Below are 26,214 nucleotides of genomic sequence, written 5' to 3' on the forward strand. Positions count from 1 at the left end.
TTGCCAACATCGACTACGGTCGGTCCGGTTCCGATCCATCGACCACGGGGGAAACATCATGACCGATCTCTCCGTACCACGCCGGTTGCTCGCCTGGAGCGCTCCGGCGGCCCTCGCCCTCGCGGTGACCGTGCCGGCCGCGCCCGCACTGGCCGCCCCGGCCGACCGGCATCCGACGCCGGCGGTCGCCGGCCCGGTCGACCGGGACCTCGACGGCGACGGGGTGCCGGACCTGGTCACCGTCGGCGGCACCGTCGGTCTCGGCTCCGGTGTCTGGTCCGCGACCGGCCTGACGTCCCGCCGCACCGGCGTCGGCACCGGTCGGGTGCACACGCCGGCCGGCAACATCGGGTTGTTCGGCAACGGCGTCGGCGGCACCAACTCGCCCGCCGAGTTCGACGGGGCGCAGGTGGTCACGGGACGCTTCTTCGGCGGCGACCAGCAGGACTTCCTCGCCTACTACCCCGGCGGCGCCGCTGCCGGGTACGCCAGCATCATCCGGGGAGCCGGCGACGGCACCATGCTCAACCCGTACCTCAGCGGCAACCAGATCTCCGTCGGCAGCGAGCAGCTCGTGGACGACGACGGCAACGCGCCGCTGCAGGTGGCCAACGCCTACGGAGCCGACGGCGTCAACCCGGAGTATCCGGATCTGATCTCGGTGACCGGCGACGCCACCAACGGTCACCGGCTGGTCTACCACCCCAGCTTTCCGGTGCCCGGCGGCTACCTCTTCCGGGTCGCGTTGGCCGACGCCACGCCGACCGGGGGCACGGACTGGCAGAACTGGACCATCGCCAGCACCGAGACGGCCACCGGGGTGGCGATGTACCTGCGCAACGCGGCCACCGGCGACCTCTTCCTCTGGACCGGGGTCACCCTGGTCGACAACGGTGACGGCACCGGTTCGCTGACCCACACCCAGTACCACGTCGCCAGCAACTGGAACACCGCCACGACGATCACCACGATCTCGGTGGCCGACGTCAACGCCGACGGCGTCCCCGACCTGTGGGCCGTCCGCCCGGACGGCACCGTCCGGGCGTACCTCGTCTCCGGCCTGTCGGCCGGTGGTCCGGCGACCGTGCGGGCCACCCGCGTCCAGCACCTGGTCTGAGCCGCGATCGGGCCGCCACCCGGTGGTGGCGGCCCGTCGGCTCAGCCGACCAGGGCGGCGTAGACGAGCTGGCGGAGCTGGGAGCGCAGCGGGTAGGTGCTCGACGGCATCAGCTGGGTGAACAGCAGCGCGGTGATCTCCTCGGCCGGGTCGACCCAGAACGCGGTGCTGGCCAGCCCGCCCCAGTAGTACTCGCCGACGCTGCTCGGCACCTTGGCCGGGACCGGGTCCTGCACCACGGCGAAGCCCAGGCCGAAACCGATGCCGTCCAGCACCGTCTCGGCGAACCCCTGCGGCTGGAGCGACGCCAGGTCGCCGCCGCCGGGCAGGTGGTTGCGGGTCATGTAGCGCACCGTGCGGGGCCCGAGCAGTCGTACGCCGTTGAGCTCGCCGCCACGCAGCAGCAGCTGGGTGAACCGGTGGTAGTCGGCGGCGGTGGAGACCAGCCCACTGCCGCCGGAGAAGCACTCCGGGCGGGTCAGCGCGGCGGCGCCGAGCTGGTCGGCGCGGACCGCCCGGCCGGTGCCCGGGTGCGGGGTGTAGAGGGCGGCGAGCCGTTTGGCGTCGGCCGGGTCGACCCAGAACCGGGTGTCGGTCATGCCCAGCGGGGTGAGGACCCGTTCGGTGAGGAAGTCGGTCAGGCTCCGCCCGGAGACCACCTCGACGAGCCGGCCCAGCACGTCGGTGGAGACCCCGTAGTTCCAGCCGGTGCCGGGCTGGAACAGCAGCGGCAGTTTCGCCATCCCGGCGCTGGCCCCGGCCAGGTCGAGCCCCGGCGGGACGCCGAGGTCGTAGCCGGCTGCCCGGTAGAGCGCGTCGACCACCGAGGTCTGCGCGAACCCGTAGGTCAGCCCGGCGGTGTGGGTGAGCAGGTGCCACACCCGGATCGGCTCGACCGCCGGCACCGTGTACGGCTTGAGCGCCGACCCCTTGTCGAAGACCCGGACGTCGGCGAACTCCGGTAGCCAGCGGCTGATCGGGTCGGTCAGCTCGAACCGTCCCTCCTCCCACAGCATCATCGCCGCGACCGAGGTGATCGGCTTGGTCATCGAGTAGATCCGCCAGATGGTGTCCGGCTCGACCGGGGTGCCCGCCTCCACGTCGCGCAGCCCGTACACCGAGGAGTGCGCGACCTCGCCACGGCGGGTGACCACGACCTGCCAGCCGGCCAGCCGGCCGTCGTCGACGTACCTGCCGAAGTGCTTGTCGATGCGGGCCAGCCGGGCCGGGTCGAAGCCGGTACGGGCCGGGTCGCTGCTGGGTGCCACGCTCACCCGCCGAACCTACTAGCCGGTACGCGCCGGACGGAAGGTGCGGCGGCGGTGTCGGTGCTCGCACCTAGGGTGGGACGGTGCCGCAGACCATCGAGGACGAGACGTTCCGCCACACCGACTGGTACGCCGAGGAGCTGACCGACAGGCACTTCGTGCGTTGCGTCTTCACCGACGTCGACCTGACCGAGGCGGTGAGCCGGGGCGCCTCGTTCACCGGGTGCGACTTCGGCGGGGTGTCGTTCAACGCCTCCCGGCACACCGACTCGGCCTTCGTCCGCTGCGGGTTCCGCCGGTGCAACCTGTTCGAGGCCGAGTTCACCGGGTGCAAGCTGGTCGGCAGCACGTTCGACCAGTGCGCGCTGCGTCCGCTGCGGGTGTCGGGCGGGGACTGGTCGTTCGTCGGGTTGCCCGGCGCCGACCTGCGGGGCGCGCAGTTCAGCGACGTACGGATGCGGGAGGCCGACCTGTCCGGGGCGGACCTGAGCGGCGCGACCCTGGCCCGGGTCGACCTCTCGGCCGCCCAGCTGCGCGCGGCCCGGTTCACCGGGGCCGACCTGCGGGGCAGCGACCTCACCGCGCTCGACCCGACGACCGTCGAGCGGGCCGGCGCGGTGATCGACCCGCAGCAGGCGATGGTGCTGGCGCAGGCGTTGGGTTTCGAGATCCGCTGACCGGCCCGGACCTGTCCATCTCTCCGTCATTGCGGCTCTGAGCTGCACTTTTCCATCGGGTAGGAAACTTTCCATCGGGATCACTCGGTAACAAACTGGAAACGCCCACCCGCTGGCATATGGCGCATCACGGCCCTGAAATGAAAACGTGAGAACGCTCACGCCGCGACCGCACCCCCTCCCCGACCGGTCGCGGGCGTCGGGCTGGGGAGTGGGACACGCGTGAACGACCAAGAGACCTGGCGGATCGGGCCGGGCCCGACGACGCGCAGCGCGCAGCGGCGGGAGGCCCGTCGTCGGCAACGTCGCCGCTGGGCGATCGAGGCGGTGGCCGCCCTGGCCTGCCTCGCGGTGCTGGTGACCTATCTGGGCCCGGATTCGGACCCGCCGGAGCCCGATCTGGTGCTGCCGGCCGGCGCGCCGACGCCGGCCGGTTATCCGACCGGGGCGGCGGGGCTGGGCGAGTCGGCCGAGGCCGGGATCGCCACGCCCGGCCTGCAACCCCGGGAGCGCACCCCGTCGCCGAGCGAGCCGCCGACACCGACGGTCACCCCGGCGGCGTCCTCGTCGCCGGCCGCGCCGACGCTGGGCGTCTCCCGGGCCGACGTGCCCGCCGAGGTGGACCTGACCGCGCTGGGCACCCGGGACTGGGTGCACTGGGGGCTCAACCGGCCGGAGACCGTGGTCCGCAAGAGCGGCGGCACCGGCGAGATCCGGGACGAGGGCGGCCGGGGCGCACGCGACCGGTACGACACCAATCCCGAGCTGTTCGGGTGGCGCGACGGGTCCCCGGTGCCGGCCGTCTCCGCCACCGGCGCCGGGGTGTTCGTCTGCGGTGCGGGCAACGGGTTCGCGCTGTCGGTGGCCGGCGACGGTGAACCGCGTACGGTGCACCTGTTCGCCGGGATCTGGATGGCCCAGGGGCGGCTGGACGTGCGGTTGTCCACCGGCGGGTCGACCCGCACGCTGCGGCTGGAGGACCCGCACACCACGCACACCGCCCAGTTCGTGATCAAGTTCCGGGTGCCGAAGGGCGAGCGGCTGCTGATCCGCTGGACCGTCGAGGGGACCTTCCGGAACAGCTGCGGCAACGTGAACCTTCAGGCGGCGGCGGTGCGTTGAGCCGTTCGCCCCTTTCCGGGGCTTATGTCGGGATAGCGTGGCCGGGTCGATGCCCACGAGCCACCCGGAGACGCCGATGCCGACCGACGAACAGGTGCTGGACAGCCCCGAGGGCTGGGTCGCCGACCACATCCGCCGGTACGTCGCCACCGGCGGCGCGGAGGGGCACGAGTGGCAGCCGGGCGTGTTCACCCTGCTGCTGACCACCCGGGGCCGGCGCAGCGGCCGGCTGCGCCGTACCGCCCTGATCTACGGCCGGGACGGCGACGACTACCTGATCGTCGCCTCCCAGGGCGGCGCGCCCCAGCACCCCTCCTGGTACCTCAACCTGCTCGACGATCCCGAGGCGGAGGTGCAGGTGGGCCCGGAGACGTTCGGCGTGCGGGCGCGCACCGCCGAGCCGGCCGAGCGGGCCCGGATGTGGCCGACGATGACCGCCATCTGGCCCGCCTACGACGAGTACCAGAGCAAGACCGACCGGGAGATCCCGGTGGTGGTGCTGCACCGGCGCTGACCGGGCCGGCCGGGCTCAGCAGACGATCGGCTTGACCCAGGAACACTCCCGGCCCTCGGGCACCCGGGGCGCCTCCGGGGCCACCGGGGGTGCGGCCCGCGCCGTCCCGCCGTCCCCCTCGCGGTAGCTGGCCAGCGCGATGGCGATCTGGTCCTCCAGCCCCTTCACCGACGAGGTCAGGTAGTTGTTGAACACCACCGAGAAGGCGAGCAGCCGACCGTCGCCGTCGGTGGCGTAACCGGAGAGGCCGGACACCCCGGTCAGGCTGCCGGTCTTGGCGCGCACGTTGTCCGCCGCCGGGGTGCCGCGCATCCGGCTGCGCAGGGTGCCGCCGACGAGGCGGTCCGGGTTGCCGGCGACCGGCAGGGCCGCGTACCAGGTGTCGAACCAGGGTTCCCGGCGGACGGCGGCGAGCAGCGCGACGAACTCGCCGGCCGGGATCAGGTTGCGCCGGGACAGCCCCGAGCCGTCGAGCTGACGCAGGACGCCGGTGTCCACTCCGGTGTCGGCGACGTACTCGCTGATCGCGGCGAGCCCGGCCGGCCAGCTGCCCGACCCGGAGATGACCCGGCCGATCTCCTTGGTCAGCACCTCGGCGTGCCCGTTGTTGGACAGTTTGAGGAAGGGCACCAGCAGCTCGGCCAGGGTCATCGAGTCGTGCCGGGCCACCGGGGTGGCGTCCGTCGGGGTGGCCCGGCCGGGCACCGTCCGCCCGAGCACCCGTACCCCGTGCCGGCGCAGCGCGTCCCGGAAGACGGCGGCGGCGTAGCCGGTGGGCTCCCCGACGGTCATCCAGTCGCTGACCGCCGCCGCGCCGGCCGCGATCCGGCCGGTGACCACGATGGTGTTGCCGCCGTGCGTCCGCTCGAACGACAGCGTCGTCTCGCCGTCGGCCACCGTCTCGGCCCGGTTGTCGATCCGCAGGTAGCCGTTGGGCGGGGTCATGGTGACCACCGGCCGTGCCCCGGCACTGCCCGCCGGGGCGGCCCGCACGATCACCGTGCCCGCGTCGTAGTCGGTGTCCGGGGCGAGGGTCAGCGCGGAGACCTGCGCCGCGTAGTAGTACGACTCGTCGTCCCAGGCCCACTCCGCGCCGAGCCGGGTGGCGTCGTAGCGGGTGTCGTCGGCGACCAGGTTGCCGGTCACCATCCGTACGCCGCTGTCGGCGACCTGGGCGGCCAGCGCGTCGTAGTCGGCGGCCAGCATCGTCGGGTCGCCGCCGCCGCGCAGGTAGAGGTTGCCGGAGACGAGGCCGGCCCGTCGGCGGCCGTCGGTGAGCACGTCGGTGCCGAACCGGTGCCCGGGGCCGAGCAGCGCCAGGGCCGCCGTCGAGGTCAACAGCTTGGTGTTGGAGGCGGGCACCAGGCGGCGGTCGCCGTTGCGGTCGTAGAGGGTCCGGCCGGTGGCGGTGTCCACCACGACCACCCCGGCCTGCGCCCCGGCGAGCAGGGGGTCGGCGAGGACGGCGTCGATGGTGGCGTGCAGCCGGGTGGCCGCCGGGGTGGGTGACTCGGCGGTCGCCGGCAGCGCACCGGCGGCGGCCACGGTGGCGACCAGCGCCACCAGCGCGAGCGTCCGGGGGAAGAGACGACGATGCATGCGACGACGCTGCCACGAAGGTTTCCGTCGGGCAAGCCTCGGCACCGTAGATTTTCTTCCGTGGCTGGTGGCCCCGGGCCGGTGGTCGGCCGGTGGGTCAGGTCGGGTCCGGCGCGGCCGGGTCGGGCGCGTCGGGTTCGGCGCGGAAGTGCCGGCTCGGCTTCACCAGCAGCGGTGCGGCCAGCGCGGCCAGTGCCCCGCCGAGCAGCGGGAAGACGATGAACACCCACAGCTGGCGTAGCGCCGCGCCCCCCTCGAACACGGCCGGGCCGAACGACCGGGCCGGGTTGATCGAGGTGCCGTCGAGGGTGATCCCCACCAGGAGCACCGCCACCAGCGCCAGGCCGATCGCCAGGCCGGCGAAGCCGGCGTGCTCGACCCGGCTCGTCACCACCAGCACCACCAGTACGAACAGGAACGTCAGGACGACCTCCAGCACCGCCGTGCCGCCCTGGTTGATGTGCACCCCGTAACCGTTGGTGCCCAACACCCCGGTCTGGTCCGCCACCCCGCCCCAGCGGACCAGCCCCCAGATGGCGAAGCCGGCCACCGTGGCCCCCACGAACTGCGCCAGCCAGTACGCCACCGCGCCGACCGCGGAGATCTTGCCGGAGAGCAGCACCCCCAACGTCACCGCGGGATTGAGGTGCGCGCCGGAGAGCGGGCCGATCGCGTACACCAGCCCCACCAGGACGAACCCGAAGGCCAGCGCCACGACCACCACGCCGCCCTGAAGCTGGGCGAACACGGCGGTGCCCACCCCGACGAAGACCAGCAGCAGGGTGCCGATCAGTTCGGCGGCGTACCGTCGGGCAGCGTCCATGCGTTCAGGGTAGAAAGCCGCAGGGCCGTGAGGAGCGGAAACGGGGATCTCCGACAGACCCCGCTCTATTTGACGAACCCCTGGGCAGGGGGCACGGTGGGGGGAGAGGGCCGCGCGGCGGCGCCCCCGGAACGCCCGGCGGGCACCGGTCCGCCGCAGGGGCGCGCATCTGTCGTCGCGCCACGTTCCGCCCGACAACTCCCGAGGAGTCCCATCATGCTCACCATGACCGACAACGCCGTGCTCGTGATCCGTGACCTCGCGGCCCAGCAGGACGTCGCCCAGGACGGTGGGCTGCGGATCGCCGCCGACACCGAGGCCGGCGCGCTCACCATCGAACTGGTCCCGGTGCCGGCGCAGGGCGACCAGGTGGTCGACACCGAGGGGGCGCGCATCTTCCTCGACGCCGAGGCCGCCGAACTGCTCAACGACAGCTCGGTGGACGCCTCCGTCGACGACGAGGGCGTGGTGCAGTTCGGGTTCACCGAGCAGGAGTGACCCGGTCAGCGGCCCCGCCGGTGCTCACCGCCCCGGTGCGGGCGGGTGAACCCGGTGCGGTCCTCGGCGGACGTCGGCGGGCCGCGACGCCGCCCGTCGGCCGGGCCGGTCAACGCCGCCAGCACGTGCGCCAGGTGGTGCGACGTGCTCCACGCCGTCCAGTTCGCCGGTGAGCCCGCGCCGGTGACCCGGCGGGCCCGGCGCAGCAGCTCGTGGTCGCCCCAGGAGAGGCCCGCCCCGGCGGGCGGCCAGTGCGGGGCGGTGACCAGCGTGCGGCACAGGTCAGCGAACCGTTCGTCGCCCCGGCCGCCCCGCCGCGACCAGCGGTAGATCCACCAGCCGTCCTCGGCGGTGTACCGCACCGTGGGCAGCCGGTCGCCCGGCTCCACGCCGCCCGGCGGCGCGGGCGACACCCCGTAGTCGCCGTACCCCACGCCCAGGTCGGCCAGCCGACTCCGGAGCAGCCAGTCCCAGCGGTCCACCCGGACCGGCTCGTCGGTGGGCAGCCGGGACAGCGACGGCGGCATCCCGCCGGCCGCCACGGTCACCGTGCGCCAGGCGTGCCGGCGGGCCCAGTCCACCACCCGGCGCACCCGGGGCTCGGCGACGCGCAGGTCGGCCGGGCAGCAGACGTCACCGGCGTCGACCAGCAGGTCGCACTGCTCCGGGACCAGCCCGGTGCGCCGCCACACCCGCTCCACCGCCGCCGTCGTGGCGTCCGGGCCGGTGCGGTCCCGGCCGGGCCGCAGCCGGACCACCGCCCCCCGGGCGTACGCCCGGCACGCCGCGCCGTGCGCGGCCAGCCGCCGGTCACCGCAGGTCAGGCCGACCACTGGCTGCACCGGTACGCCCCACCGGGCCAGCTCGCCGGCCGGCCCGTCGGGCAGCGCGCACACGTCGACGGCCGGCACCAGCCCGGCGGGCAGCCGGCGCAGCACCTGGGGCAGGCCGGTGTCGGCCGGGGACACGTCGAGGACCGGGACGACCAGGGGAGCGTGGGCGCTGTCCAGATGACCCAGCGCCTCCAGCTCACCGCGTCTGCTGGTGAGGATGGGGCGGTAGACGGGCTCCGCCACCCGACCCCCGGGGGCGGGCACCATACCTCAATCTACCGGGCCGACCGCCCCCGTCACAGGGGTTGCCCGGCAATCGTGGTGACGGATCGGCGTCGCATCCGGGCCCTCCACATCGGGCATTGACAGTGGTCGGTGACGGTGGTGGCATGGGTGGGCGGTACGCCGGGCGTGGAAGGGCATCCGAAAACCCATGTCCCCGCTCCCTGCTGCCCGGAAGGCGTACCCCCTCATGACAACGTCGCGTCACCGTGCCGGCCTGCTCGCGGCGCTGACCGCCGCCGCCGCACTGCTGCTGGTCGTCCCGCTGCCCGCCGGGGCGCTCGCGGTACCCGAGCCGACCACCCCGGTCACCGGCAACGCCACCCACTTCGACGCCCTCGGCGCACCGTACGGCGGCTGCGGCCTGCCCCAGGCGGAGCTCGACGCGCCGGACTTCGTCGCGCTCAACGCCTACGACCTGCCCGGCGACTACTCGTCGTACCCGATGCGGCCGATCCCGGCCAGCCAGGCGGCGAAGATCGGGCTGTGGAACAACGGCCTCAACTGTGGCCGGTTCGTGCGGGTCACCGTCGGCGACTACTGCACCGGCGTCAACGACGGCGCGCCCGGCCAGCCGTTCTGCCGCAACGGCTCGTGGACCGCCGACGCCTACAGCGGGGCCACCCTGACCATGGTGGTGGCGGACAGTTGCGGCGACGGCAACGCCTGGTGCCGTGACGACCCCTACCACCTGGACCTCTCCACCGCCTCGCTGAACCGCTTCGTGCGCAACGGGACGCCGGTGGGGGACATGAACCCCGCCCACTGGAACAACCGGCACGTCTCCTGGTCGTTCGTCCCCGCCCCGAACTACTCCGGCGACATCCGGATCGGCTTCATGAGGGGCGCCCAGCGGTACTGGCCGGCGATCGCCGTCTCGCACCTGGCCAACGGCATCCACGGGGTGGAGTACCTGGCCGGTGGGGTGTGGACGGCCGCCACGATGAACAGCGACATGGGACAGTCGTACGTGATCGGGGCGACCGCCGCCGGGGGCACCGACTTCCAGATCCGGGTCCGCGACGCGGCCGGCGTTCTGATCAACAACGGTCGGGTCTACCGGTTCGCCCTGCCCGCCTCCTGCGGCGGGACGTGCTCGGCGGCGTACACCCGGGTCGACTACACCACCTCCGACGGGCCGACCCCGACCCCGACCGGCACCCCCACGGCCACCCCCACCGCGACGCCGCCGGTCACCCCCACCGCGACCCCCACCGGCACCCCGGCCCCGGTGACCGGTTGCTCGGCCGCCTACCGGGTGACCGGCTCGTGGTCGGGCGGCTTCCAGGCGGAGGTCACCGTGCGCAACCTCGGCGCCGGCGCGATCACCGGCTGGGCCACCGCGCTGACCTTCGCCGGAAGCCAGCAGGTCGCCTCGTCGTGGAGCGCCACGGTCAGCCAGTCCGGCCGGCAGGTCACCGCGACCAACGCCGCCTACAACGGGAGCCTGATCCCCGGCGCGACCACCAGCTGGGGGATGGTCGTCACCGGCGACAACCAGCCCCCGACGGTGGTGACCTGCGCCGTCCGGTGAACCCCCGGTGGCCGGCCCGCCCGTGGTGGCGGGCCGGTCACCGCCCCGGCGCTACGTCCCGGGCGCGGTGAGCCGCACCCCGACCCCGCGTACGGTGTGCAGGTAGCGGGGTTGCTGGGCGCTCTCCCCGAGCTTGCGGCGCAGCCAGGACAGGTGCACGTCGACGGTCTTGTCCGCGCCGCCGTAGGGGATCTGCCAGACCTCGGTGAGCAGTTCCCGTTTGGTCACCACCGTGCCGGGGCGGCCGGCGAGGTGGTGCAGCAGGTCGAACTCGCGCGGGGTCAGCTCCACCGGCGTGCCGTCCAGGGTGACCTGGCGGGCGCGCGGATCGATCCGCAGCCCGCCGACCACCAGCACGGGCTCGCCGTCGGGCCGCTCGGCCCCGCCCCGGCGCAGCACCGCCCGGACCCGGGCGTCGAGCTGGGCGGCGGTGAACGGCTTGACCAGGTAGTCGTCCGCCCCGGCGTCGAGCAGCCGGACGATCTCCCGTTCGTCGTCCCGGGCGGTGGCCACGATCACCGGCACGGCGCTGACCGCGCGCAGCATCCGCAGCAGCTCGCCGCCGTCGAGGTCGGGCAGGCCGAGGTCGAGCACGACGAGGTCGGGCCGGTCGTCGAGGGTGTGCCGCAGCCCCTCCATCGCGGTCGACGCGGCGGCCACCGCGTGCCCCCGGTCGCGCAGCGCCCGGACCAGCGGGGCACGGATGGTCAGATCGTCCTCGACGAGCAGCAGGCGGGCCACCCCAGCAGGCTAGCCCCGGGGGGCGGGCCCGGCCGCCGACCGGGCCGGGCCGGACGACCACGTCGGGACGACCCGCCCGGGCGCGCACCAACTGCCGCCGCGACTCATGAGACGGGTGTTTTCGCAGCTCAGCACGGGTGGGTGTCGGCTACTGGACAGTTGGTCGGGTGGTCGCAAAAGGCGCAACCGACATATTTTCGAGGTACGCGATCCGGTCGGTCGGCGTGGATCGCCATCCCACCCCCCATCGCTCCCGGCCCGAGAAGGTGGCCGGCAGGCAGGAGCACCACGATGTCCAGCACCGGTTCCCGGCGTCGCCCGGTCAACCAGCCCGTCCCCTGCCGCAACGACCTGGCCAGGGCCGACGCCCAACTGGCCAGCGACCGGCGGGTGGGACTACCCCCCTCGGCCCGGATGCTCTACGCCGTGGTGCACGCGAACGGCACCCTGGCCCGTGGTCTCGGTGCGGCGTCGGCCACCCGACTCGCCCCCGGCATGTACCAGGTCGTCTTCGACCAGGACGTGAGCACCGCCGGCTACGTGGGCACGATCGGATTGGCCGGCAGCGCCGGGCTCGCGCCGCCCGGGGGGATCAGCGTGGTCGGCCGGACGGGAATCCCGAACGGGGTGTTCGTCAAGACGTTCGCCAGCGACGGCAGTGTCTCGGACCGTCCGTTCCATCTGGCGGTCCTGGCCTGAGGCCGGCGGATACGGGCGCACGGCGCCGTACGGCACACCGGCCGTCCGTCGCCGCGCTCCGACCGTCTCCCACCACCGCAGCCATCCGGCGGTACGCCAGCGGGGACCTGGTGCGACCGGTGCGGTGCCCGCGCCGGTCTGGGGTGCACGTTGCCCGATCCGGCGGCGCGCAAACCTGCCCGGGGCCGGGAATTGCCTCATCTGCACGACACGGCGTGATCCGTCGCCGTTGCGGGTATGAGCGGGACATGGAGCATTTCACGATCGCGACGGTCGCCCAGAAGAGCCCGGACTTCCGCCGGGTGCTCTGGACCGGCGAGAAGACCCAGTTGGTGATCATGACCATTCCGCCGGGAGGGGAGATCGGCGAGGAGGTCCACGACGGGATCGACCAGATCCTGACCTTCGTCAGCGGCACCGCGGAGGCCCGGGTCGGCGGGGAGACCCGGGACGTCGCCCAGGGTGACCTGGTGGTGGTGCCGGCCGGGACGAAGCACAACTTCGTCAACACCGGGCCCAACCCGCTGGTCCTCTACACGGTCTACGGCCCGCCGGAGCACGCCGACCAGGTGGTGCACCACACCAAGGAGGAGGCCGACGCGGCGGAGGCCGCCGGCGAGGACGAACCGCCGACGTCCTGAGCCGCCGCCGGACCGTTCCGCCGCACCGGCGTCCCCGGTGGGACGCCGGTGCGGGCGGTCAGCCCACGGGTACGGCGGAGACGTCCACCGTCTCCGGATACTTCAGCCCCGACCCCGTGTTCAGCACCACCACCCGCTCGTCGGGGCGGATCCAGCCCCCGGCCCGCAGGTGCCGGGCGGCGGTGAGGCAGGCCGCCCCCTCCGGGCAGAGCAGCAACCCCTCCCGGGCGGCGAACTCCCGCAGGTCGGTGAGGATCTCCGCGTCGTCGACGGCGACCGCCGTCCCACCGCTCTCCCGCAGCGCGGTCAGGATCAGCTCGTCGCCGAGGGGCGCCGGCACGGTGATCCCGAACGCCACGGTGCGCGCGTCGGCCCAGGGGCGGGCCCGGTCCTCACCGGCGGCGAACGCCCGGACGATCGGCGCGCAACCGGTCGACTGCACCGCCACCAGCCGGGGCAGCCGGTCGCTCACCCAGCCGAGTTCGCGCAGCTCGTGCAGGGCCTTGTGGATGCCGATCAGGCCGACCCCGCCACCGGTGGGATAGATGATCACGTCGGGCACCTGCCAGCCGAGCTGTTCGACGATCTCGTACCCCATCGTCTTCTTGCCCTCCAGCCGGTAGGGCTCGCGCAGCGTGCCGGCGTCGAAGACCGCGCCGTCCGCGCCGGCCACCAGCTCGGCCACCCGGCGTCCGGCGTCGCTGATCAACCCGTCCACCAGGAGCAGGTCGGCACCGGCGGCCACGCACTCGCGGCGGCAGATGGTGGGCGCGTCCAGCGGCATCACGATGGTCGCCGCCATCCCGGCCCGCGCCGCGTACGTGGCCCAGGCCGCTCCGGCGTTGCCGTTGGTGGGCATGGCGAACCGCCGTACGCCCAGCTCCCGGGCCCGGCTCACCCCGACGGCGGCGCCCCGGGCCTTGAACGACCCGGTCGGGGTGAGCCCCTCGTCCTTGACGATCAGGTCGGCGACGCCGATCTCGTGGCCGTACGCCGGCGCGCGCCACAGCGGCGTCCAGCCCTCACCCAACGTGGTGACGTGCCGCTCGTCGGCCACCGGCAGCAGCTCCCGGTAGCGCCACAGGTCGGCCGGGCGCAGCCCGAACCGTTCGGGCGTCACGGCGGCGGCCACCGCCGCCAGGTCGTAGCGGGCCAGCAGCGGCGACCCGCAGTCACACAGGTTGGTGAGCCGGTGGGCGTCGTGTTCCCGGCCGCAGCGGGGACACTCCAGGTGGGTCAGGTACACGATGCTCCTCGCCGTCGGCCCGGTCGGTGCTCGGCACACCGGCATTCTCCGGCAATCGGCCCGGGTTCGCCGCTCGCCCGGCATGCCCACGCCGATCATGGGTAGAACCGTCGGCATGGACCTCGACCAACCCACCGTCGGTCTCCCCGGCGACGTCCGGATGCCGCTGCTCGGCTTCGGCACCTGGCAGGCGACCGGCCGGGCCGGCTACGACGCCGTGCTGGCCGCGTTGGACGCCGGCTACCGGCACCTCGACACCGCCACCATGTACGGCAACGAGGAGGAGGTGGGTCGGGCGGTGCGGGAGAGCGGACTGCGCCGCGAGGACGTCTTCATCACCACCAAGCTGCCGCCGGACCGGGTCGGCCGGGAACGGGAGACGATCGAGGCGAGCCTGCGGGCGCTGGGCACCGACCACGTCGACCTCTGGCTGATCCACTGGCCGCCGTCGTCGCCGTCGGACAGCATCCCGGTCTGGCGGGAGCTGCTGGCCGCCCGGGACGAGAACCTCACCCGGGCGGTGGGGGTGAGCAACTACGCCACCCCCCAGCTCGACGAGCTGATCCAGGCGACCGAGGAGAACCCGGCGGTCAACCAGATCCGGTGGAGCCCGTCGCTGTACGACCGGCAGCGGCACGCCGAGCACCGGGACCGGGGGATCGTGCTGGAGGGTTACAGCCCGTTCAAGACCAGCGACCTGGCCGACCCGGTGCTGACCCGGATCGCCGCCGCGCACGACGTCTCCCCGGCACAGGTGGTGCTGCGCTGGCACGTCGACCACGAGATCGTGGTGATCCCCAAGTCGGTGACCCCGGAGCGCATCCGTGCCAACGCCGACATCTGGAACTTCTCGCTCACCGCCGAGGAGATGCGCGACATCGACGCCCTGGGTGGCTGAGCCCGGACGGGGTGCGGGGGGCGTGACCGGCCGGTCACGCCCCCCGCGTGGTGGTGGGTGGTGTGGGGTCAGGCGCGGGAGCAGGCGACGCCGTTGAGCGAGAAGCTGGTCGGCGCCGAGTACGTCCCGTTCAGCGAGCCCTGGTAGCCGAAGCTGGCGGTGCCACCGGGGGAGACGCTGCCGTTGTGCGAGGCGTTGCGGGCGGTCACCGTGGACCCGCTCTGGGTGACGGTGGCGTTCCAGGAGCTGGTGATCTGCTGCCCGCTGGGCAGGCTGTAGGTCAGCGTCCAGCCGTTGATGGCGCTGGAGCCCCGGTTGGTGATCGTCACGTCGGCGGTGAACCCGTTGTTCCACGAGTTGGACGTGTACTTCACCGCGCAGCCGCCGCCGTTGCCCGGGGGCGTGGTCGGCGGGGCGGTGGTGGGCGGCGGGGTGCCACCGGTGTTGACGGTCTGGGAGAAGTTGGTGACGGCCAGCCCGGCGCCGCCCTGCCAGGGCTCGAAACCGGCCTGGATGCTGGTCAGGTACCAGTCGTTGGTGATCGCCCCACGGTTGCGGGTGTCGGCGATGAAGTCCAGCACGTTGAAGCTCATGGACCCGATGGCCGACGGCGCGACGTACGAGATGACGTTGTTGCCGCCGTTGTTGCCGCGCCACACCTCCCAGCTGCGGCCCGCGATGTTCGCGTTGCCCACCGGCGAGCCGATCGGCTGGATGCTGCCCTGCCGGTTGAACCAGATCATGATCTCCATCGCGTTGACCCCGTCCCGCTTGGGCGACGGGTCGAGCCAGATGTCGTAGGCGGCGTCGTAGATCGCCCCGCCGACGTAGTTGAAGGAGATGCTGCCGGGCGCGCTGCTGATCGACTTCACCTGGGCCGGCAGGTTGGTGCCCGGCGAGCAGTTGGTGTAGTGGCAGCCGACGAAGATCGACGGGTACGACACCGGCGCGCCGTTGGTCGGCGCGGAACCCTGCTGGCTGGCGATGCTGAAGCCACTGCCGGTGACGTTGATGCACTGCTGGGCGGTGGTGCCCCAGCGGTTGTTCTGGACCACGTACCGGCCGCCGATGACGGTGGAGCCGTACTGCTCGCAGATCTGGGTGTCGGCGGAGGCGGTGCCGCCGACGGCGACGGCCACGATCGTGCCGACGGCCAGGAGACCGGCGGCGGCGAGGGCCCGCAATGGACGCTTCATGATGCTCCTTGGCTGCGGCGCGGGGACGCCGGAGGTGTCTCGGACGTGACCGGGAGCGCTCCCACGGTCCTGAACACATTTACATACTTGAAACTGTGACGCAACTGAACCGGTTAAGTTCGCGGCCGATCTCGTCCACGTACGTGAACCGCGTTCTACAGGTTGGGCGCGAGCAGCGTGCGCGCCGTCCGGGCCTGCGCCGCCGCCTCCCGCAGCGCCGCCGCCAGCCGGGTCCGCGCCTCCGGCCCCAGCCGGTCCACCGGCGCGGCCACCGAGATCGCGTCCACCGCCGGCTCCCGCAGCGGTACGGCCACCGCCACCGCGGCCAGCCCCGGACTGCACTCCTCCCACTCCTCGGCCCAGCCCCGCCGCCGCACCGCGGCCAACTCGGCACGCAGCGCCTCCGGCGTGGTGACCGTCCGCCCGGTGAACGCCGGCAGCGGCCACTGCAACAGCCGGTCGACCTCCTCGTCGGAGCGCGCGGCGAGCAGCGCCTTGCCGGCCGCGGTGGCGTGCGCGGGCAGCCGGCGACCCACCGCGCAGACCGGCCGCACGATGTGCGCCGAGTCCCGCCGGGCCAGCAGCACCACCGCGCTCCGGTCGAGCCGGTAGAGCTGCACCGTCTCGCCGGAACACTCGGCCAGCCGGTCCAGGGTCACCTCGTACAGGGCGGCGACGTCCGCGCCGGCCAGGAACGTCGCGCCCACCTCCAGCGCCCGCAACCCCACCGAGAACCGGGTGCCGGTCGGGTCGGCGGCCACCCACTCGCGGTCCAGCAGGGTCCGCAGGATGGCGTGCAGGCTGCTCTTGGGGATGCCCAGCGCCCGGCTCAGCTCCACCGGTGAGCGGGGGCCGTCCGGGGTGGCGAGCGCCTCCAGCACGTCCAGCGCCCGACCCGCCGACTTGACCGAGCGGTATGACTCGTCCGTCGTCACGCCGTCACTGTAGTGAGACGGACGACATCCGGCCGATGGGTATTCTTCGATCGAACCTCGTTCAGCTGGCTGAACAACTTTCTGTCCAGTCCGGAGCGTCCCGGGTGGGGGATCATCGGCCCTGGTGTGCGCCGATCGCGCGGAGTAGTGTCTTGCCTTCACCGCGTACCGATCCCCTCCGGAGGCGTACACCACCATGCGTGGCTCCCCCCTGCGCATCCTCGTCGTCGGCGCGGGCATCGCCGGTCTCGCCGTCGCCCGGGCCCTGCGGTTGGCCGGCTTCCGACCGGACGTCACCGAGAAGCTCCCCCCGAACGAACTCGCCGACACCGGCCTCTACCTGCCCGGCAACGCCGCCCGCGCGCTGCGCCGGCTCGACCTCGACGGCCCGGTCCGCCCGCTCGGGCAGGTGATCCACCGCCAACGCTTCCTCGACGCCGCCGGTGACCCGCTCTGTGAGGTGGACCTCGACACGCTCTGGGCCGAGGTGGGGGAGTGCCGGGCCCTGCCCCGCCGCGACCTCTACCAGGTGCTGCTCAGCGGCGCCGGGGGCGCTGTCCGGCACGGGGCCGAGGTGAGCACCGTCGAGCTGCTGCCCGCCGGGGTCGCGGTCACCTTCACCGACGGCACCGGCGGCGAGTACGACCTCGTGATCGGTGCCGACGGCCCCCGCTCGGCGGTCCGTTCCCTGGCCGCGCTCGGCGGTCCGCCCCGCCCCGCCGGCCAGGTGGTCTACCGGGGCGTGGTGCGCGACGGCCCCGACGTGGCCGACTGGACGGCGCTGCTCGGCCGGCGGGCCGGCTTCCTGGTGGTGCCGCTCGGCGCCGGCCGGCTCTACTGCTACGCCGACGAGGCGGGCACCGTCGCCCCGGCCGACCCGGTCGCCCGGCTGCACGAACTCTTCGGCGGCTACGGCGGCCCCGTCCCGGCGGTGCTGGCCGCCTGGCGCGACGTGCAGGTCGGGCTCACCGACGAGGTCGAGCTGGGCCGCTGGCACCGGGGCCGGGTGCTGCTGGTCGGCGACGCCGCGCACGCCACCGCGCCCACCCTGTCCCAGGGGATCGCGATGGCGCTGGAGGACGCGGTGGTCCTCGCCGAGTCGCTCCGCGCCGCCGGCAGCGTCGAGGCCGCCCTGGTCGCGTACGAGAGCCGCCGTCGTCCGCGTACCCGATGGGTGCGGGACCGGACCCGCGACCGCAACCGCACCCGGGACGTGCCGCCGGCGCTGCGCGACCCCTTGCTGCGCGGGCGGGGCGGGCGGATCTTCGGCGAGCACTACCGGCTCCTGGTCGGCCCGCTGTAGGTGCGGCGGGTGACCGGACATGGTGCCAGAGCACCCCGAGCGGTGCTGCCACCTGCCGGGGACTAACATCCTTTCGGATGACGGCCCGCAGCTGACGAGGCGTGCCGAGCGGGACAACCGAGAACCGGAGGCCATTCGTGACCACCGTCGCACCCAAGCCGGTCGTGACCCGGCCATGGCCGGTCCGAGAGCCGGTCAAGGGGTCGGCCATCGCGCGGCTGCTGCGCACCACGGACGCGAAGCAGATCGGGATCATGTACATGGTCACCGCGTTCGTGTTCTTCATGATCGGTGGCCTGATGGCCCTGGTCATGCGAGCCGAGCTGGCGCGGCCGGGCATGCAGTTCCTGTCGCCGGAGCAGTACAACCAGCTGTTCACCATGCACGGCACGATCATGCTGCTGTTCTTCGCGACGCCCATCGTGTTCGCGTTCGCCAACTACGTCGTGCCGCTGCAGATCGGCGCCCCCGACGTCTCGTTCCCCCGGCTGAACGCCTTCGCCTACTGGCTGTACCTGTTCGGCGGCACGATGGCGACCGCCGGCTTCCTCAGCCCGGGTGGTGCCGCCGACTTCGGCTGGACCGCCTACACCCCGCTGAGCAGCATCGAGCACTCGCCCGGCGTCGGCGCGAACATGTGGGTGGTCGGCCTGGCGATCTCGGGTCTGGGCACGATCCTCGGCGCGGTCAACCTGATCACCACGATCCTGACCCTGCGGGCCCCCGGCATGACCATGTTCCGGATGCCGATCTTCACGTGGAACATGCTGGTCACCAGCCTGCTGGCGATCCTGGTCTTCCCGCTGCTGGCCGCCGCGCTCTTCGCGCTGGCCGCGGACCGGCTGCTCGGCGCGCACGTCTACGACCCGGCGACCGGCGGCCCGATGCTGTGGCAGCACCTCTTCTGGTTCTTCGGCCACCCCGAGGTCTACATCATCGCGCTGCCGTTCTTCGGCATCATCACCGAGATCATCCCGGTCTTCTCCCGCAAGCCGATCTTCGGTTACAAGGGTCTCGTCGCCGCCACCATCGCCATCGCCGCCCTGTCGATGAGCGTCTGGGCGCACCACATGTTCGCCACCGGCCAGGTGCTGCTGCCGTTCTTCAGCTTCCTCAGCTACCTGATCGCCGTGCCGACCGGTATGAAGTTCTTCAACTGGATCGGCACCATGTGGCGGGGCCAGATCACCTTCGAGACGCCGATGCTGTTCGCCATCGGCTTCCTGGTGACCTTCCTCTTCGGTGGTCTGACCGGGGTGCTGCTGGCCAGCCCGCCGCTCGACTTCCACCTGCACGACAACTACTTCGTCGTGGCGCACTTCCACTACGTGCTCTTCGGCACCATCGTGTTCGCCGTCTTCGGTGGCATCTACTTCTGGTTCCCGAAGATGTTCGGCCGGATGCTCGACGAGCGCCTGGGCAAGATTCACTTCTGGCTCACGATGATCGGCTTCCACACCACCTTCCTGGTGCAGCACTGGCTCGGCGCCGAGGGCATGCCCCGCCGGTACGCCGACTACCTGCCCAGCGACGGCTTCACCACGCTCAACATGATCTCCACGATCGGCGCGTTCATCACCGGTATCTCGACCCTGCCGTTCATCTGGAACTGCTGGAAGTCGTACAAGACCGGGCCGGTCGTCGAGGTGGACGACCCGTGGGGCCACGGCAACTCGCTGGAGTGGGCGACCAGTTCCCCGCCGCCGCTGCGTAACTTCGACCGGATGCCCCGCATCCGTTCCGAGCGCCCGGCGTTCGACGCGAAGTTCCCCGAGCTGGCCGCCGGGCAGAGCCTCGCCGGCCCGCCGGAGGGTGGTGCCAAGCCACTGACCAGCGAGGTCAACGGCGGCGCCAGCTACCAGGAGGACACCGCCGGGAACCTCGACCAGCGCTGATCCGCACCGACATCGCCGACGGGCGTCGTACCCACCCGGGTACGACGCCCGTCGGCTTTCCCTGCCCGGTGCGGGGTCGACCGGGTGACCTTTCCGCGTCACCGACGGTTCCCGTGTCACCGGCCCTATCCGGGACGCTGACGGCAACCGACGATGACGGTCGGGCCGTGACATGCCCTCAAGGGCTCGATGCCACAGCGGCATAGATATGACTCTGTGGCATATCACTTCACCGGAGGACATGCCGCTGAGCTGCTGAGCCGTCGAGCCGGGCGATCCGCTGGTCCGGCCGTCGGGCCGCCGGACCCGGCCGGTCGTCGGGTCGCCGGGCGAACCGTCGGCGGGAGGCGGTATCAGGGAGTGGCGGGGGTCAGGTCGACGGCGGGGTCGCTGGTGGCGGGGACGACCGCCGACCCGGTGGCGGCGGTCGCGGGTGGGCGGCGGTGGGGCAGCACCACGGGCAGCACCGCCAGGGTCACCAGCAGCCCCACCGCCCCGGTGACCACGAAGCCCCAGAGCGGCACCGAGGCGTCGATCACCGCGCCGGCCAGCGGAGCGCCGAGCGCGATGCCGACCGTGGTGGCGGAGCCGTGCAGGCCCATCGCCTCACCGCGTACCCCGGCGGGGGCGAGCCGGCTGACCGCGTCGGCGGTGGCGGCGATGGTGGGGGCGCAGAGCAAACCGGCCGGGAGCAGGGTCAGACAGAGCAGCCACCAGTGGCCGCCGCCCAACCCGACCGGGATGGTGCAGAGGCTGAGCAGGGCGGCCAGGGCCAGCGGGGAGAAGGAGCGGCGGACGGCCCCGTACGCGAAGCCGCCGATCAGCGACGCGATCGCCCAGGCGGTGAGCACCGCACCGGTCCAGCCGACCTCGCCGCCGGCCCGCAGCACCGCCACCACCGCCACGTCGGTGCCGCCGAGCACCAGGGTCGCGGCGGCGCTCACCGCGAACACCGCGAGCAGGCGACTGGTCAGCCACTGCCGCCGGGGCACCCGGGGCTGCGGCCCGACCGACTCGTCGGCGCTGCGGGTCGGCGGGTCGAGCAGCCAGAGGACGATGCCCGCGCCGACGATGCCCGCGCCGACCGCCCAGAGCGTGACCCGGGGCGAGACGGCGGTGGCCAGCGCCACGGCCAGCGCCGGCCCGATCATGAAGGACAGCTCCATCGACATCGAGTCCAGCGCGTACGCGGGGCGGCGGCGCTGGGCCGGCACCAGCGCGGCGATCGACTGCCGGACGACCGAGAACACCGGCAGCGCGAACAGCCCGGCCACGAACGCGGCGGGCAGCAGCAGCGGCAGACTCAACGTCGGGGCGCTCACCCAGAAGGCCGCCTCGACGACGGTGGTCACCGCGACCACCGGGCGTAGACCACGCCTGTCGACCAGCCGGCCGAGCAGGGGGGAGCCGATGGCCGCGCCGGCGACCGATGCGGCACCGACCAGGCCGGCGGCGCCGTAACCCCGGCCCAGCTCCAGCACCACGTAGAAGGTGAGCGTCACCCCCGTCGCGGTGAGCGGGATGCGGGCCAGCACCGCCACCAGCAGCAGGGCCCGCAGACCGGGCTGGGCCAGGGCCTGCCGGTAAGGCGTCAACGTCATGATGCTCCGTACCTCCGGCGGTCATCCTGGACCGGGGGTACGACATCGGCAAGCGATTACCGGCTCATGCGGCGCTGATCACCGGCTCCCCGCGCAGGGTCACCCCGGCGCCGTCCATCGCCCGCAGCGCCACGTCCAGCGTCGCCGGCGCGACCGCCGCCGTCAGGTCGAGCAGCACGGTGGTGGCGAAGCCCTCCCGGGCGGCGTCCAGGGCGGTGGCCCGTACGCAGTGGTCGGTGGCGATGCCGACCACGTCGACCCGGTCGACGTCGTGCCGGCGCAGCCAGTCGGCCAGGCACTCGCCGTCGTCGGCGTGCCCCTCGAACCCGGAGTACGCGGCGGCGTGCTCGCCCTTGTGGAAGATCGCCTCGACCCGGTCGGTCACCAGGTCGGGGTGGAACTCGCTGCCCGCAGTGCCGACCACGCAGTGCCGGGGCCACGACTCGACGTAGTCCGGCGGGTCGCCGAAGTGCGCCCCCGGGTCGACGTGGTAGTCCTTGGTGGCGACCACGTGGTCCCACCGCTGCGGCTCCCCGGCCAGCAGGCCCGAGATGCCGGCGGCGACGCCCGCGCCCCCGGTGACGGCGAGGGAACCGCCCTCACAGAAGTCGTTCTGCACGTCCACGATGATCAGCGCGTTGGCCATCGGTGCCCTTCCTCTCCGCTCGCCGCCGGTGACCCCACCTGCGGCAGGACCCAGTCTGCCCCGACGGCTCAACCGGCCGGCACGACCGTGACCGGGATCGCCGGATCACCGGCGGAGAGCTTCAGCCCCTCCCACGGGATCGAGATCAGGCACTGGCGCAGGTGCTCCCGGGACTCGGCGATGGTGGGCAGGTCGACGGGTTCGCCGTCGACTACGTACGAGTGCTGGAGCAGCCGGTCGTTGGCCTGCCGGTCCGGCACGCCCTGCGAGACCACGACCTCCTCGGTGGCGGTGCCGGTGGGCTTGTGCCGGCGTACCGCGACCTTCCGGCCCCCGATGGTGGCCTTGTTCTCGGAACGCTTGACCACCGGCCGCCCGTCCACCTCGACCAACTTGTAGACCAGGCTGGCGGTGGGTGCGCCGGAGCCGGTGACCACGGCGGTGCCCGCGCCGTACATGTCGACCGGCTCGGCGGCGAGCGCGGCGATGGCGTACTCGTCGAGATCCCCCGAAACGATGATCTTCGTCTCGGTGGCGCCGAGCGAGTCGAGCAGTTCCCGGGACTGCTGGGCGATGACCGCGAGGTCGCCGGAGTCGATCCGGACCGCCCGCAGTTGCGGCCCGGCCACCTCGATGGCGGTCCGGATGCCCTGGCTGATGTCGTACGTGTCGACCAGCAGCGTGGTGTCCCGGCCCAGGGTGGCGACCTGCGAGGCGAACGCCGTCCGCTCGTCGTCGTGCAGCAGGGTGAACGCGTGCGCGGCGGTGCCGGCGGTGGGGATGCCGTACCGCTGGCCGGCCGCGAGGTTGGAGGTGAACCGGAACCCGGCCAGGTACGCCGCCCGCGCGGCGGCCACCGCCGCCTCCTCGTGGGCCCGCCGGGAACCCATCTCGATCAGCGCCCGACCCCGGGCCGCGGTGACCATCCGGGCCGCCGCCGCGGCCACCGCGCAGTCGTGGTTGAGCACCGACAGCACCAGCGTCTCCAGCACCACGCACTCGGCGAAGCCGCCGGAGACGGTGAGGATCGGGGAGCCGGGGAAGAACAGCTCGCCCTCGGCGTACCCGTCGATGTCGCCGGTGAACCGGTAGTCGGCCAGCCAGCGGGCGGCCGGCTCGTCCACCACCCCGGTACGGAGCAGGAACTCGACCTCCTCCGGGGCGAACCGGAACTCCCTCACCATGTCGATCAGGCGGCCGGTCCCCGCGACCACCCCGTACCGGCGTCCGGCGGGCAGGCGTCGGCTGAACACCTCGAAGGTGCACCGGCGGTCGGCGGTGCCGTCGCGCAGGGCGGCACTGACCATGGTCAGCTCGTAGTGGTCGGTCAGCAGCGCGGGGCGAAGGTGGCTCACCAACCCAGCCTAGAGTTCAGCCGGTCGGACCGTCGCCGTGGCCCGGGATCGCCCGCAGCGCGGCACCCAACTCGGCCCGGCCGGTGATGCCGAGCTTGCTGTAGACCCGCTGGAGGTGATTCTCCACCGTCCGGGGCGACAGGAACAGCCGGCCCGCGATGGCCCGGCTGGTCACCCCGGCGGCGGCGAGCGCGGCGACCTCCAGCTCCCGGTCGCTGAGCGTGGGCCGCAACGCGTCCAGCGCCGGGGTTCGGATCTGGTCGCAGCGGGTGAGCAGGGCGGCGAGCTGTTCGTGGGCGGCGGCGGCCGACGTCGACCGGTCCCGCCGCCAGCCGTGCAGCGCCGTCGCCGTGGCGTCGACCGCCCAGACCGTCAGGTCGAGCTTCGTGAGGCCGTCCGCCACCTCCAGCAGGGCCTCCCCGTCGCGTGCGGCGGCGGCCCGCGCGTACCGGGCGAGCAGCGGGGTCAGCGTCCCGTCGACGGTCTCGGAAAGCTCGGTCAGCCGCTGCGCCACCGTACGCCGGTCGCCGTCGGTGCAGGTCGGCCCGACGGGGGCGGTGGCCCGGCCGAGCCGGACCAGGTCGTGCAGCACCAGCACCTCGTGGCCGGCGAACCCGTCGGCGCGCAACCGGTCGGCCAGCCCGCCGAGGTGCCGTGCCGCCCCGGCCAGGTCGCCCCCGGCGGCCAGCACCGCGGCGCGGGCCTGCTCCAGCCACGGTTGCAGCACCGCCATGCCGGGGGCCTGGGTGCGGTCGGCCTCGGCCATCGCCTCCACGGCGGTGGCCGGGTCGCCGCGCAGCACCGCCGCCTGGGCCCGTTCGGCGTGCGCCAGCCCCGCGAAGACCCGGCTGGTGGCGAGCACCGCGCACGCACCGAGACTGGCCTTGAGCGCGTCGTCGCCGCGACCGCGCAGTCGCGCCGCGTACGCCTGGAGGATGGACAGGTAGCCGGTGCCGAGCCGGAAGTCCCCGGCGCCGGCCTGGTCGGCGAACTCGTCGGCCACGATGGCGTCGATGCCGGCGAGGTCCCCGGAGAGCGCCAGCCGGGTGCCCCGGGCCAGTTCCATGGCCAGTTGCAGGTACGGCATGTCGGCCCGCCAGTTCGCCGCCTCCGCCTGCACCCGGTCGATCGCGGTGGCGCTGGCACGGAACCGGCCGCGCACCGCGTCGGCGTGGGCGATGGTGCACCGGGCCAGCTCCCGGGCGGCGACGCTGGCCGCCGGCCGGTCCAGCACCGACCGGCCGAGCCGCAGCGCGGTGTCGACCTCCAGGCCGTGCAGCCGCATGATCGCCTCGAAGGCGCGCACCCTGGCCTGGTGACCGGGGTCGGTCAGGGCGCGCCCGGCCGCTGCGATGGTGTCCACGGTGGATCGTTCGCTGAGCCCCCAGTAGCTGACCATCCCGCGTACGGTGAGCCAGCGGCTGCGGCGTTCCTCACAGGCGATGTCGTCGGCCACCGCGTCGAGCACCCCGATCGCCTCGGCCGGCCGGTCGCCGAACATCAGGATGGTGGCGAGCAGTTCGGCGGCGTCGTAGCCGCCGTCGGCGTCGAGCGCGGCCCGGGCCAGCCGGGTGGCCAACGGCACGTCGTACCGGGTGAACGCCTGGACGGCCGCGTGCAGCAGCAGGGCCGGGTCCTGGGCGGTGCCGGAGTCGAGCCGCCACACCGCCACCCGGAGCAGGTCGCCCCGGCGGCGGGCGCCCGCCGCCTCCACCCGCTCGGCGAGCTGCGCCTGGAGGCGGCGGGTCCGGCTGACCGGGCAGCGACGGCGGATCACCTCGCCGTACAGCGGGTGGGCGAGCCGGACGTCCATCCGCCGGTCGTCGGGTACGACGGTGATCAGCCCGCGTTCCTCGGCTACCTCCACGGCGGTCGGGTCGGCGGCGCGGTCGAGCAGGCGCAGGCCGAGCGGTTCACCGAAGGCGACCAGCTCCACCACCGCCCGGACCCCGGGGTCCAACTGGCCGATCCGGGTGTCGATCAGGTCGGTGAGGCTGGGGGCCAGCTCCAGCCGTCCGGTCCACCGCCACACCCCGTAGGTGCGGACCAGCTCACCCCCGGTGGTGGCGGCCAGCACCAGCTCCCGCAGCAGCAGCGGGTTGCCGGCGGAGAGCCGGAACAGCCGCTCGGCGGAGCCGGCGTCGACCGGCCCGTTCAGCAGGGCGGCGAGCAGGCCGGTGGTCTCACCCTGGCCGAGCGGGGCCAGCTCGGCGTGCGCGACCAGGTCGTCGGTCCACAGTGCCCGGATCGGCAGCGGGATCTGCTCGCCGCTGCGCAGGGTGCCCAGCACGGTGGTGTTCTCGGCGCGGGCGAGCAGGTGGACCAGCGCCGCCGAGGGCGGGTCGAGCAGGTGGGCGTCGTCGATGGCGAGCACGATGCGCCGCCCGGCCGCCTGCTCGTGGAGCACGTCGACGCCCCAGCGCAGCACCCCGGCGGGGGAGAGCCCGGGTGGCTGCTCGGCCGGCAGCACCGGGGCGAGCCCGCCGAAGGGGAGCGCCGCGGTGGCCGTGCTGGCCGCGACGAACGACAGCGCGTACCGCTCGGGAGGCAGTGCGGCCACCGCCTCGCGGAGCAACCGGCTCTTGCCGACGCCCGCGCTGCCGCTGAAGAAGATGCCGTGCCCCTGGCCCTCGTGCACCGCTGCCAGCAGACGGTTGAGTTCATCCGTTCGGCCGACGAAACTCCACCGACTCATCCGAGCAGCATATCGATGTAAATCGGTCCGGAGGTACCTGGTCACGCTGTGAAGTTGAGTAATGTCGCAGTTACTGCTGAGTATCCGAGATGTTCC

Annotated in this window: 23 protein-coding genes; 11 read left to right on the top strand and 12 right to left on the bottom strand. The window is 73.3% G+C overall.

Annotated features, from left to right (window positions below):
- The first annotated feature begins 58 nt into the window (after window positions 1–58).
- Window positions 59–1,117 carry a hypothetical protein gene (locus FJK98_RS05765; protein ID WP_145918100.1) on the top strand — a complete coding sequence of 353 codons (1,059 nt, stop codon included), beginning with the start codon at window positions 59–61 and terminating at the stop codon, window positions 1,115–1,117.
- 41 nt (window positions 1,118–1,158) lie between these two features.
- Here FJK98_RS05765 and FJK98_RS05770 read toward each other — a convergent pair whose 3' ends face one another.
- On the bottom strand, window positions 1,159–2,391 hold the full coding sequence (locus tag FJK98_RS05770; protein WP_145918101.1) for a serine hydrolase: 1,233 nt from the start codon (window positions 2,389–2,391) through the stop codon (window positions 1,159–1,161).
- Window positions 2,392–2,468: 77 nt separating this feature from the next.
- Between FJK98_RS05770 and FJK98_RS05775 the strand changes: the two genes are divergently transcribed.
- From FJK98_RS05775 to FJK98_RS05785, 3 genes are all read left to right on the top strand, one after another.
- Window positions 2,469–3,062 carry a pentapeptide repeat-containing protein gene (locus tag FJK98_RS05775; protein WP_145918102.1) on the top strand — a complete coding sequence of 198 codons (594 nt, stop codon included), beginning with the start codon at window positions 2,469–2,471 and terminating at the stop codon, window positions 3,060–3,062.
- 222 nt (window positions 3,063–3,284) lie between these two features.
- A complete protein-coding gene (locus FJK98_RS05780) occupies window positions 3,285–4,184 on the top strand; it encodes a hypothetical protein (protein ID WP_240762619.1) in 900 nt (299 codons plus the stop codon).
- 76 nt (window positions 4,185–4,260) lie between these two features.
- Window positions 4,261–4,698: a nitroreductase family deazaflavin-dependent oxidoreductase gene (locus FJK98_RS05785; RefSeq protein ID WP_145922596.1), complete on the top strand. Its 438-nt coding sequence runs from the start codon at window positions 4,261–4,263 to the stop codon at window positions 4,696–4,698.
- A 15-nt stretch (window positions 4,699–4,713) separates the two neighbouring features.
- Here the strand turns inward: FJK98_RS05785 and dacB are convergent, their stop codons facing one another.
- Together dacB and FJK98_RS05795 are read right to left on the bottom strand one after the other, a co-directional pair.
- Window positions 4,714–6,297 carry a D-alanyl-D-alanine carboxypeptidase/D-alanyl-D-alanine-endopeptidase gene (dacB, locus tag FJK98_RS05790; RefSeq protein WP_145918103.1) on the bottom strand — a complete coding sequence of 528 codons (1,584 nt, stop codon included), beginning with the start codon at window positions 6,295–6,297 and terminating at the stop codon, window positions 4,714–4,716.
- 97 nt (window positions 6,298–6,394) lie between these two features.
- Window positions 6,395–7,120, bottom strand: coding sequence for an MIP/aquaporin family protein (locus tag FJK98_RS05795; protein ID WP_145918104.1), 726 nt, complete (start codon window positions 7,118–7,120; stop codon window positions 6,395–6,397).
- A gap of 216 nt (window positions 7,121–7,336) precedes the next feature.
- Between FJK98_RS05795 and FJK98_RS05800 the strand changes: the two genes are divergently transcribed.
- Window positions 7,337–7,618, top strand: a complete 282-nt coding sequence (locus FJK98_RS05800; protein WP_088641796.1) for an adhesin — start codon at window positions 7,337–7,339, stop codon at window positions 7,616–7,618.
- A gap of 5 nt (window positions 7,619–7,623) precedes the next feature.
- On the opposite strand, the gene FJK98_RS05805 is transcribed toward FJK98_RS05800, so the two are convergent.
- Window positions 7,624–8,694 carry a beta family protein gene (locus tag FJK98_RS05805; RefSeq protein WP_370517006.1) on the bottom strand — a complete coding sequence of 357 codons (1,071 nt, stop codon included), beginning with the start codon at window positions 8,692–8,694 and terminating at the stop codon, window positions 7,624–7,626.
- 229 nt (window positions 8,695–8,923) lie between these two features.
- Here FJK98_RS05805 and FJK98_RS05810 point away from each other — a divergent pair, with 229 nt between their 5' ends.
- Window positions 8,924–10,267, top strand: a complete 1,344-nt coding sequence (locus tag FJK98_RS05810) for a cellulose binding domain-containing protein (protein WP_145918105.1) — start codon at window positions 8,924–8,926, stop codon at window positions 10,265–10,267.
- A 51-nt stretch (window positions 10,268–10,318) separates the two neighbouring features.
- Here the strand turns inward: FJK98_RS05810 and FJK98_RS05815 are convergent, their stop codons facing one another.
- On the bottom strand, window positions 10,319–11,008 hold the full coding sequence (locus FJK98_RS05815) for a response regulator transcription factor (RefSeq protein ID WP_145918106.1): 690 nt from the start codon (window positions 11,006–11,008) through the stop codon (window positions 10,319–10,321).
- A 291-nt stretch (window positions 11,009–11,299) separates the two neighbouring features.
- Between FJK98_RS05815 and FJK98_RS05820 the strand changes: the two genes are divergently transcribed.
- Both FJK98_RS05820 and FJK98_RS05825 read left to right on the top strand, forming a co-directional pair.
- Entirely contained in the window at window positions 11,300–11,707 is a 408-nt protein-coding gene (locus FJK98_RS05820; protein WP_145918107.1) for a hypothetical protein, read from the top strand.
- Between the two features lie 248 nt (window positions 11,708–11,955).
- Window positions 11,956–12,348, top strand: coding sequence for a cupin domain-containing protein (locus tag FJK98_RS05825; protein WP_088641792.1), 393 nt, complete (start codon window positions 11,956–11,958; stop codon window positions 12,346–12,348).
- A 58-nt stretch (window positions 12,349–12,406) separates the two neighbouring features.
- On the opposite strand, the gene FJK98_RS05830 is transcribed toward FJK98_RS05825, so the two are convergent.
- Complete coding sequence (locus tag FJK98_RS05830) at window positions 12,407–13,594, bottom strand: threonine synthase (protein WP_145918108.1); 1,188 nt, start codon at window positions 13,592–13,594, stop codon at window positions 12,407–12,409.
- A gap of 115 nt (window positions 13,595–13,709) precedes the next feature.
- Between FJK98_RS05830 and FJK98_RS05835 the strand changes: the two genes are divergently transcribed.
- On the top strand, window positions 13,710–14,492 hold the full coding sequence (locus FJK98_RS05835; RefSeq protein WP_145918109.1) for an aldo/keto reductase: 783 nt from the start codon (window positions 13,710–13,712) through the stop codon (window positions 14,490–14,492).
- A 68-nt stretch (window positions 14,493–14,560) separates the two neighbouring features.
- Here FJK98_RS05835 and FJK98_RS05840 read toward each other — a convergent pair whose 3' ends face one another.
- Window positions 14,561–15,688, bottom strand: coding sequence for a cellulose binding domain-containing protein (locus tag FJK98_RS05840; RefSeq protein WP_145918110.1), 1,128 nt, complete (start codon window positions 15,686–15,688; stop codon window positions 14,561–14,563).
- Window positions 15,689–15,843: 155 nt separating this feature from the next.
- Window positions 15,844–16,623, bottom strand: a complete 780-nt coding sequence (locus tag FJK98_RS05845; RefSeq protein ID WP_240762620.1) for an IclR family transcriptional regulator — start codon at window positions 16,621–16,623, stop codon at window positions 15,844–15,846.
- Between the two features lie 196 nt (window positions 16,624–16,819).
- On the opposite strand from FJK98_RS05845, the gene FJK98_RS05850 reads away from it, so the two are divergent.
- Both FJK98_RS05850 and ctaD read left to right on the top strand, forming a co-directional pair.
- Entirely contained in the window at window positions 16,820–17,926 is a 1,107-nt protein-coding gene (locus FJK98_RS05850) for an FAD-dependent monooxygenase (protein WP_145918112.1), read from the top strand.
- A gap of 137 nt (window positions 17,927–18,063) precedes the next feature.
- The gene (ctaD, locus tag FJK98_RS05855) at window positions 18,064–19,821 is read left to right on the top strand and encodes a cytochrome c oxidase subunit I (RefSeq protein ID WP_145918113.1); all 1,758 of its coding nucleotides are present in this window, start codon (window positions 18,064–18,066) and stop codon (window positions 19,819–19,821) included.
- A 353-nt stretch (window positions 19,822–20,174) separates the two neighbouring features.
- On the opposite strand, the gene FJK98_RS05860 is transcribed toward ctaD, so the two are convergent.
- The 4 genes from FJK98_RS05860 to FJK98_RS05875 form a co-directional block, all read right to left on the bottom strand.
- Complete coding sequence (locus tag FJK98_RS05860) at window positions 20,175–21,422, bottom strand: MFS transporter (protein ID WP_145918114.1); 1,248 nt, start codon at window positions 21,420–21,422, stop codon at window positions 20,175–20,177.
- A 64-nt stretch (window positions 21,423–21,486) separates the two neighbouring features.
- Window positions 21,487–22,068 carry an isochorismatase family protein gene (locus tag FJK98_RS05865; RefSeq protein ID WP_145918115.1) on the bottom strand — a complete coding sequence of 194 codons (582 nt, stop codon included), beginning with the start codon at window positions 22,066–22,068 and terminating at the stop codon, window positions 21,487–21,489.
- A gap of 68 nt (window positions 22,069–22,136) precedes the next feature.
- A complete protein-coding gene (locus FJK98_RS05870) occupies window positions 22,137–23,423 on the bottom strand; it encodes a nicotinate phosphoribosyltransferase (RefSeq protein ID WP_145918116.1) in 1,287 nt (428 codons plus the stop codon).
- 16 nt (window positions 23,424–23,439) lie between these two features.
- The gene (locus FJK98_RS05875) at window positions 23,440–26,118 is read right to left on the bottom strand and encodes a LuxR family transcriptional regulator (protein WP_145918117.1); all 2,679 of its coding nucleotides are present in this window, start codon (window positions 26,116–26,118) and stop codon (window positions 23,440–23,442) included.
- Window positions 26,119–26,214: the final 96 nt, after the last annotated feature.

Source organism: Micromonospora sp. HM134 (genome assembly GCF_007833915.1).
Taxonomy (GTDB): domain Bacteria; phylum Actinomycetota; class Actinomycetes; order Mycobacteriales; family Micromonosporaceae; genus Micromonospora; species Micromonospora wenchangensis.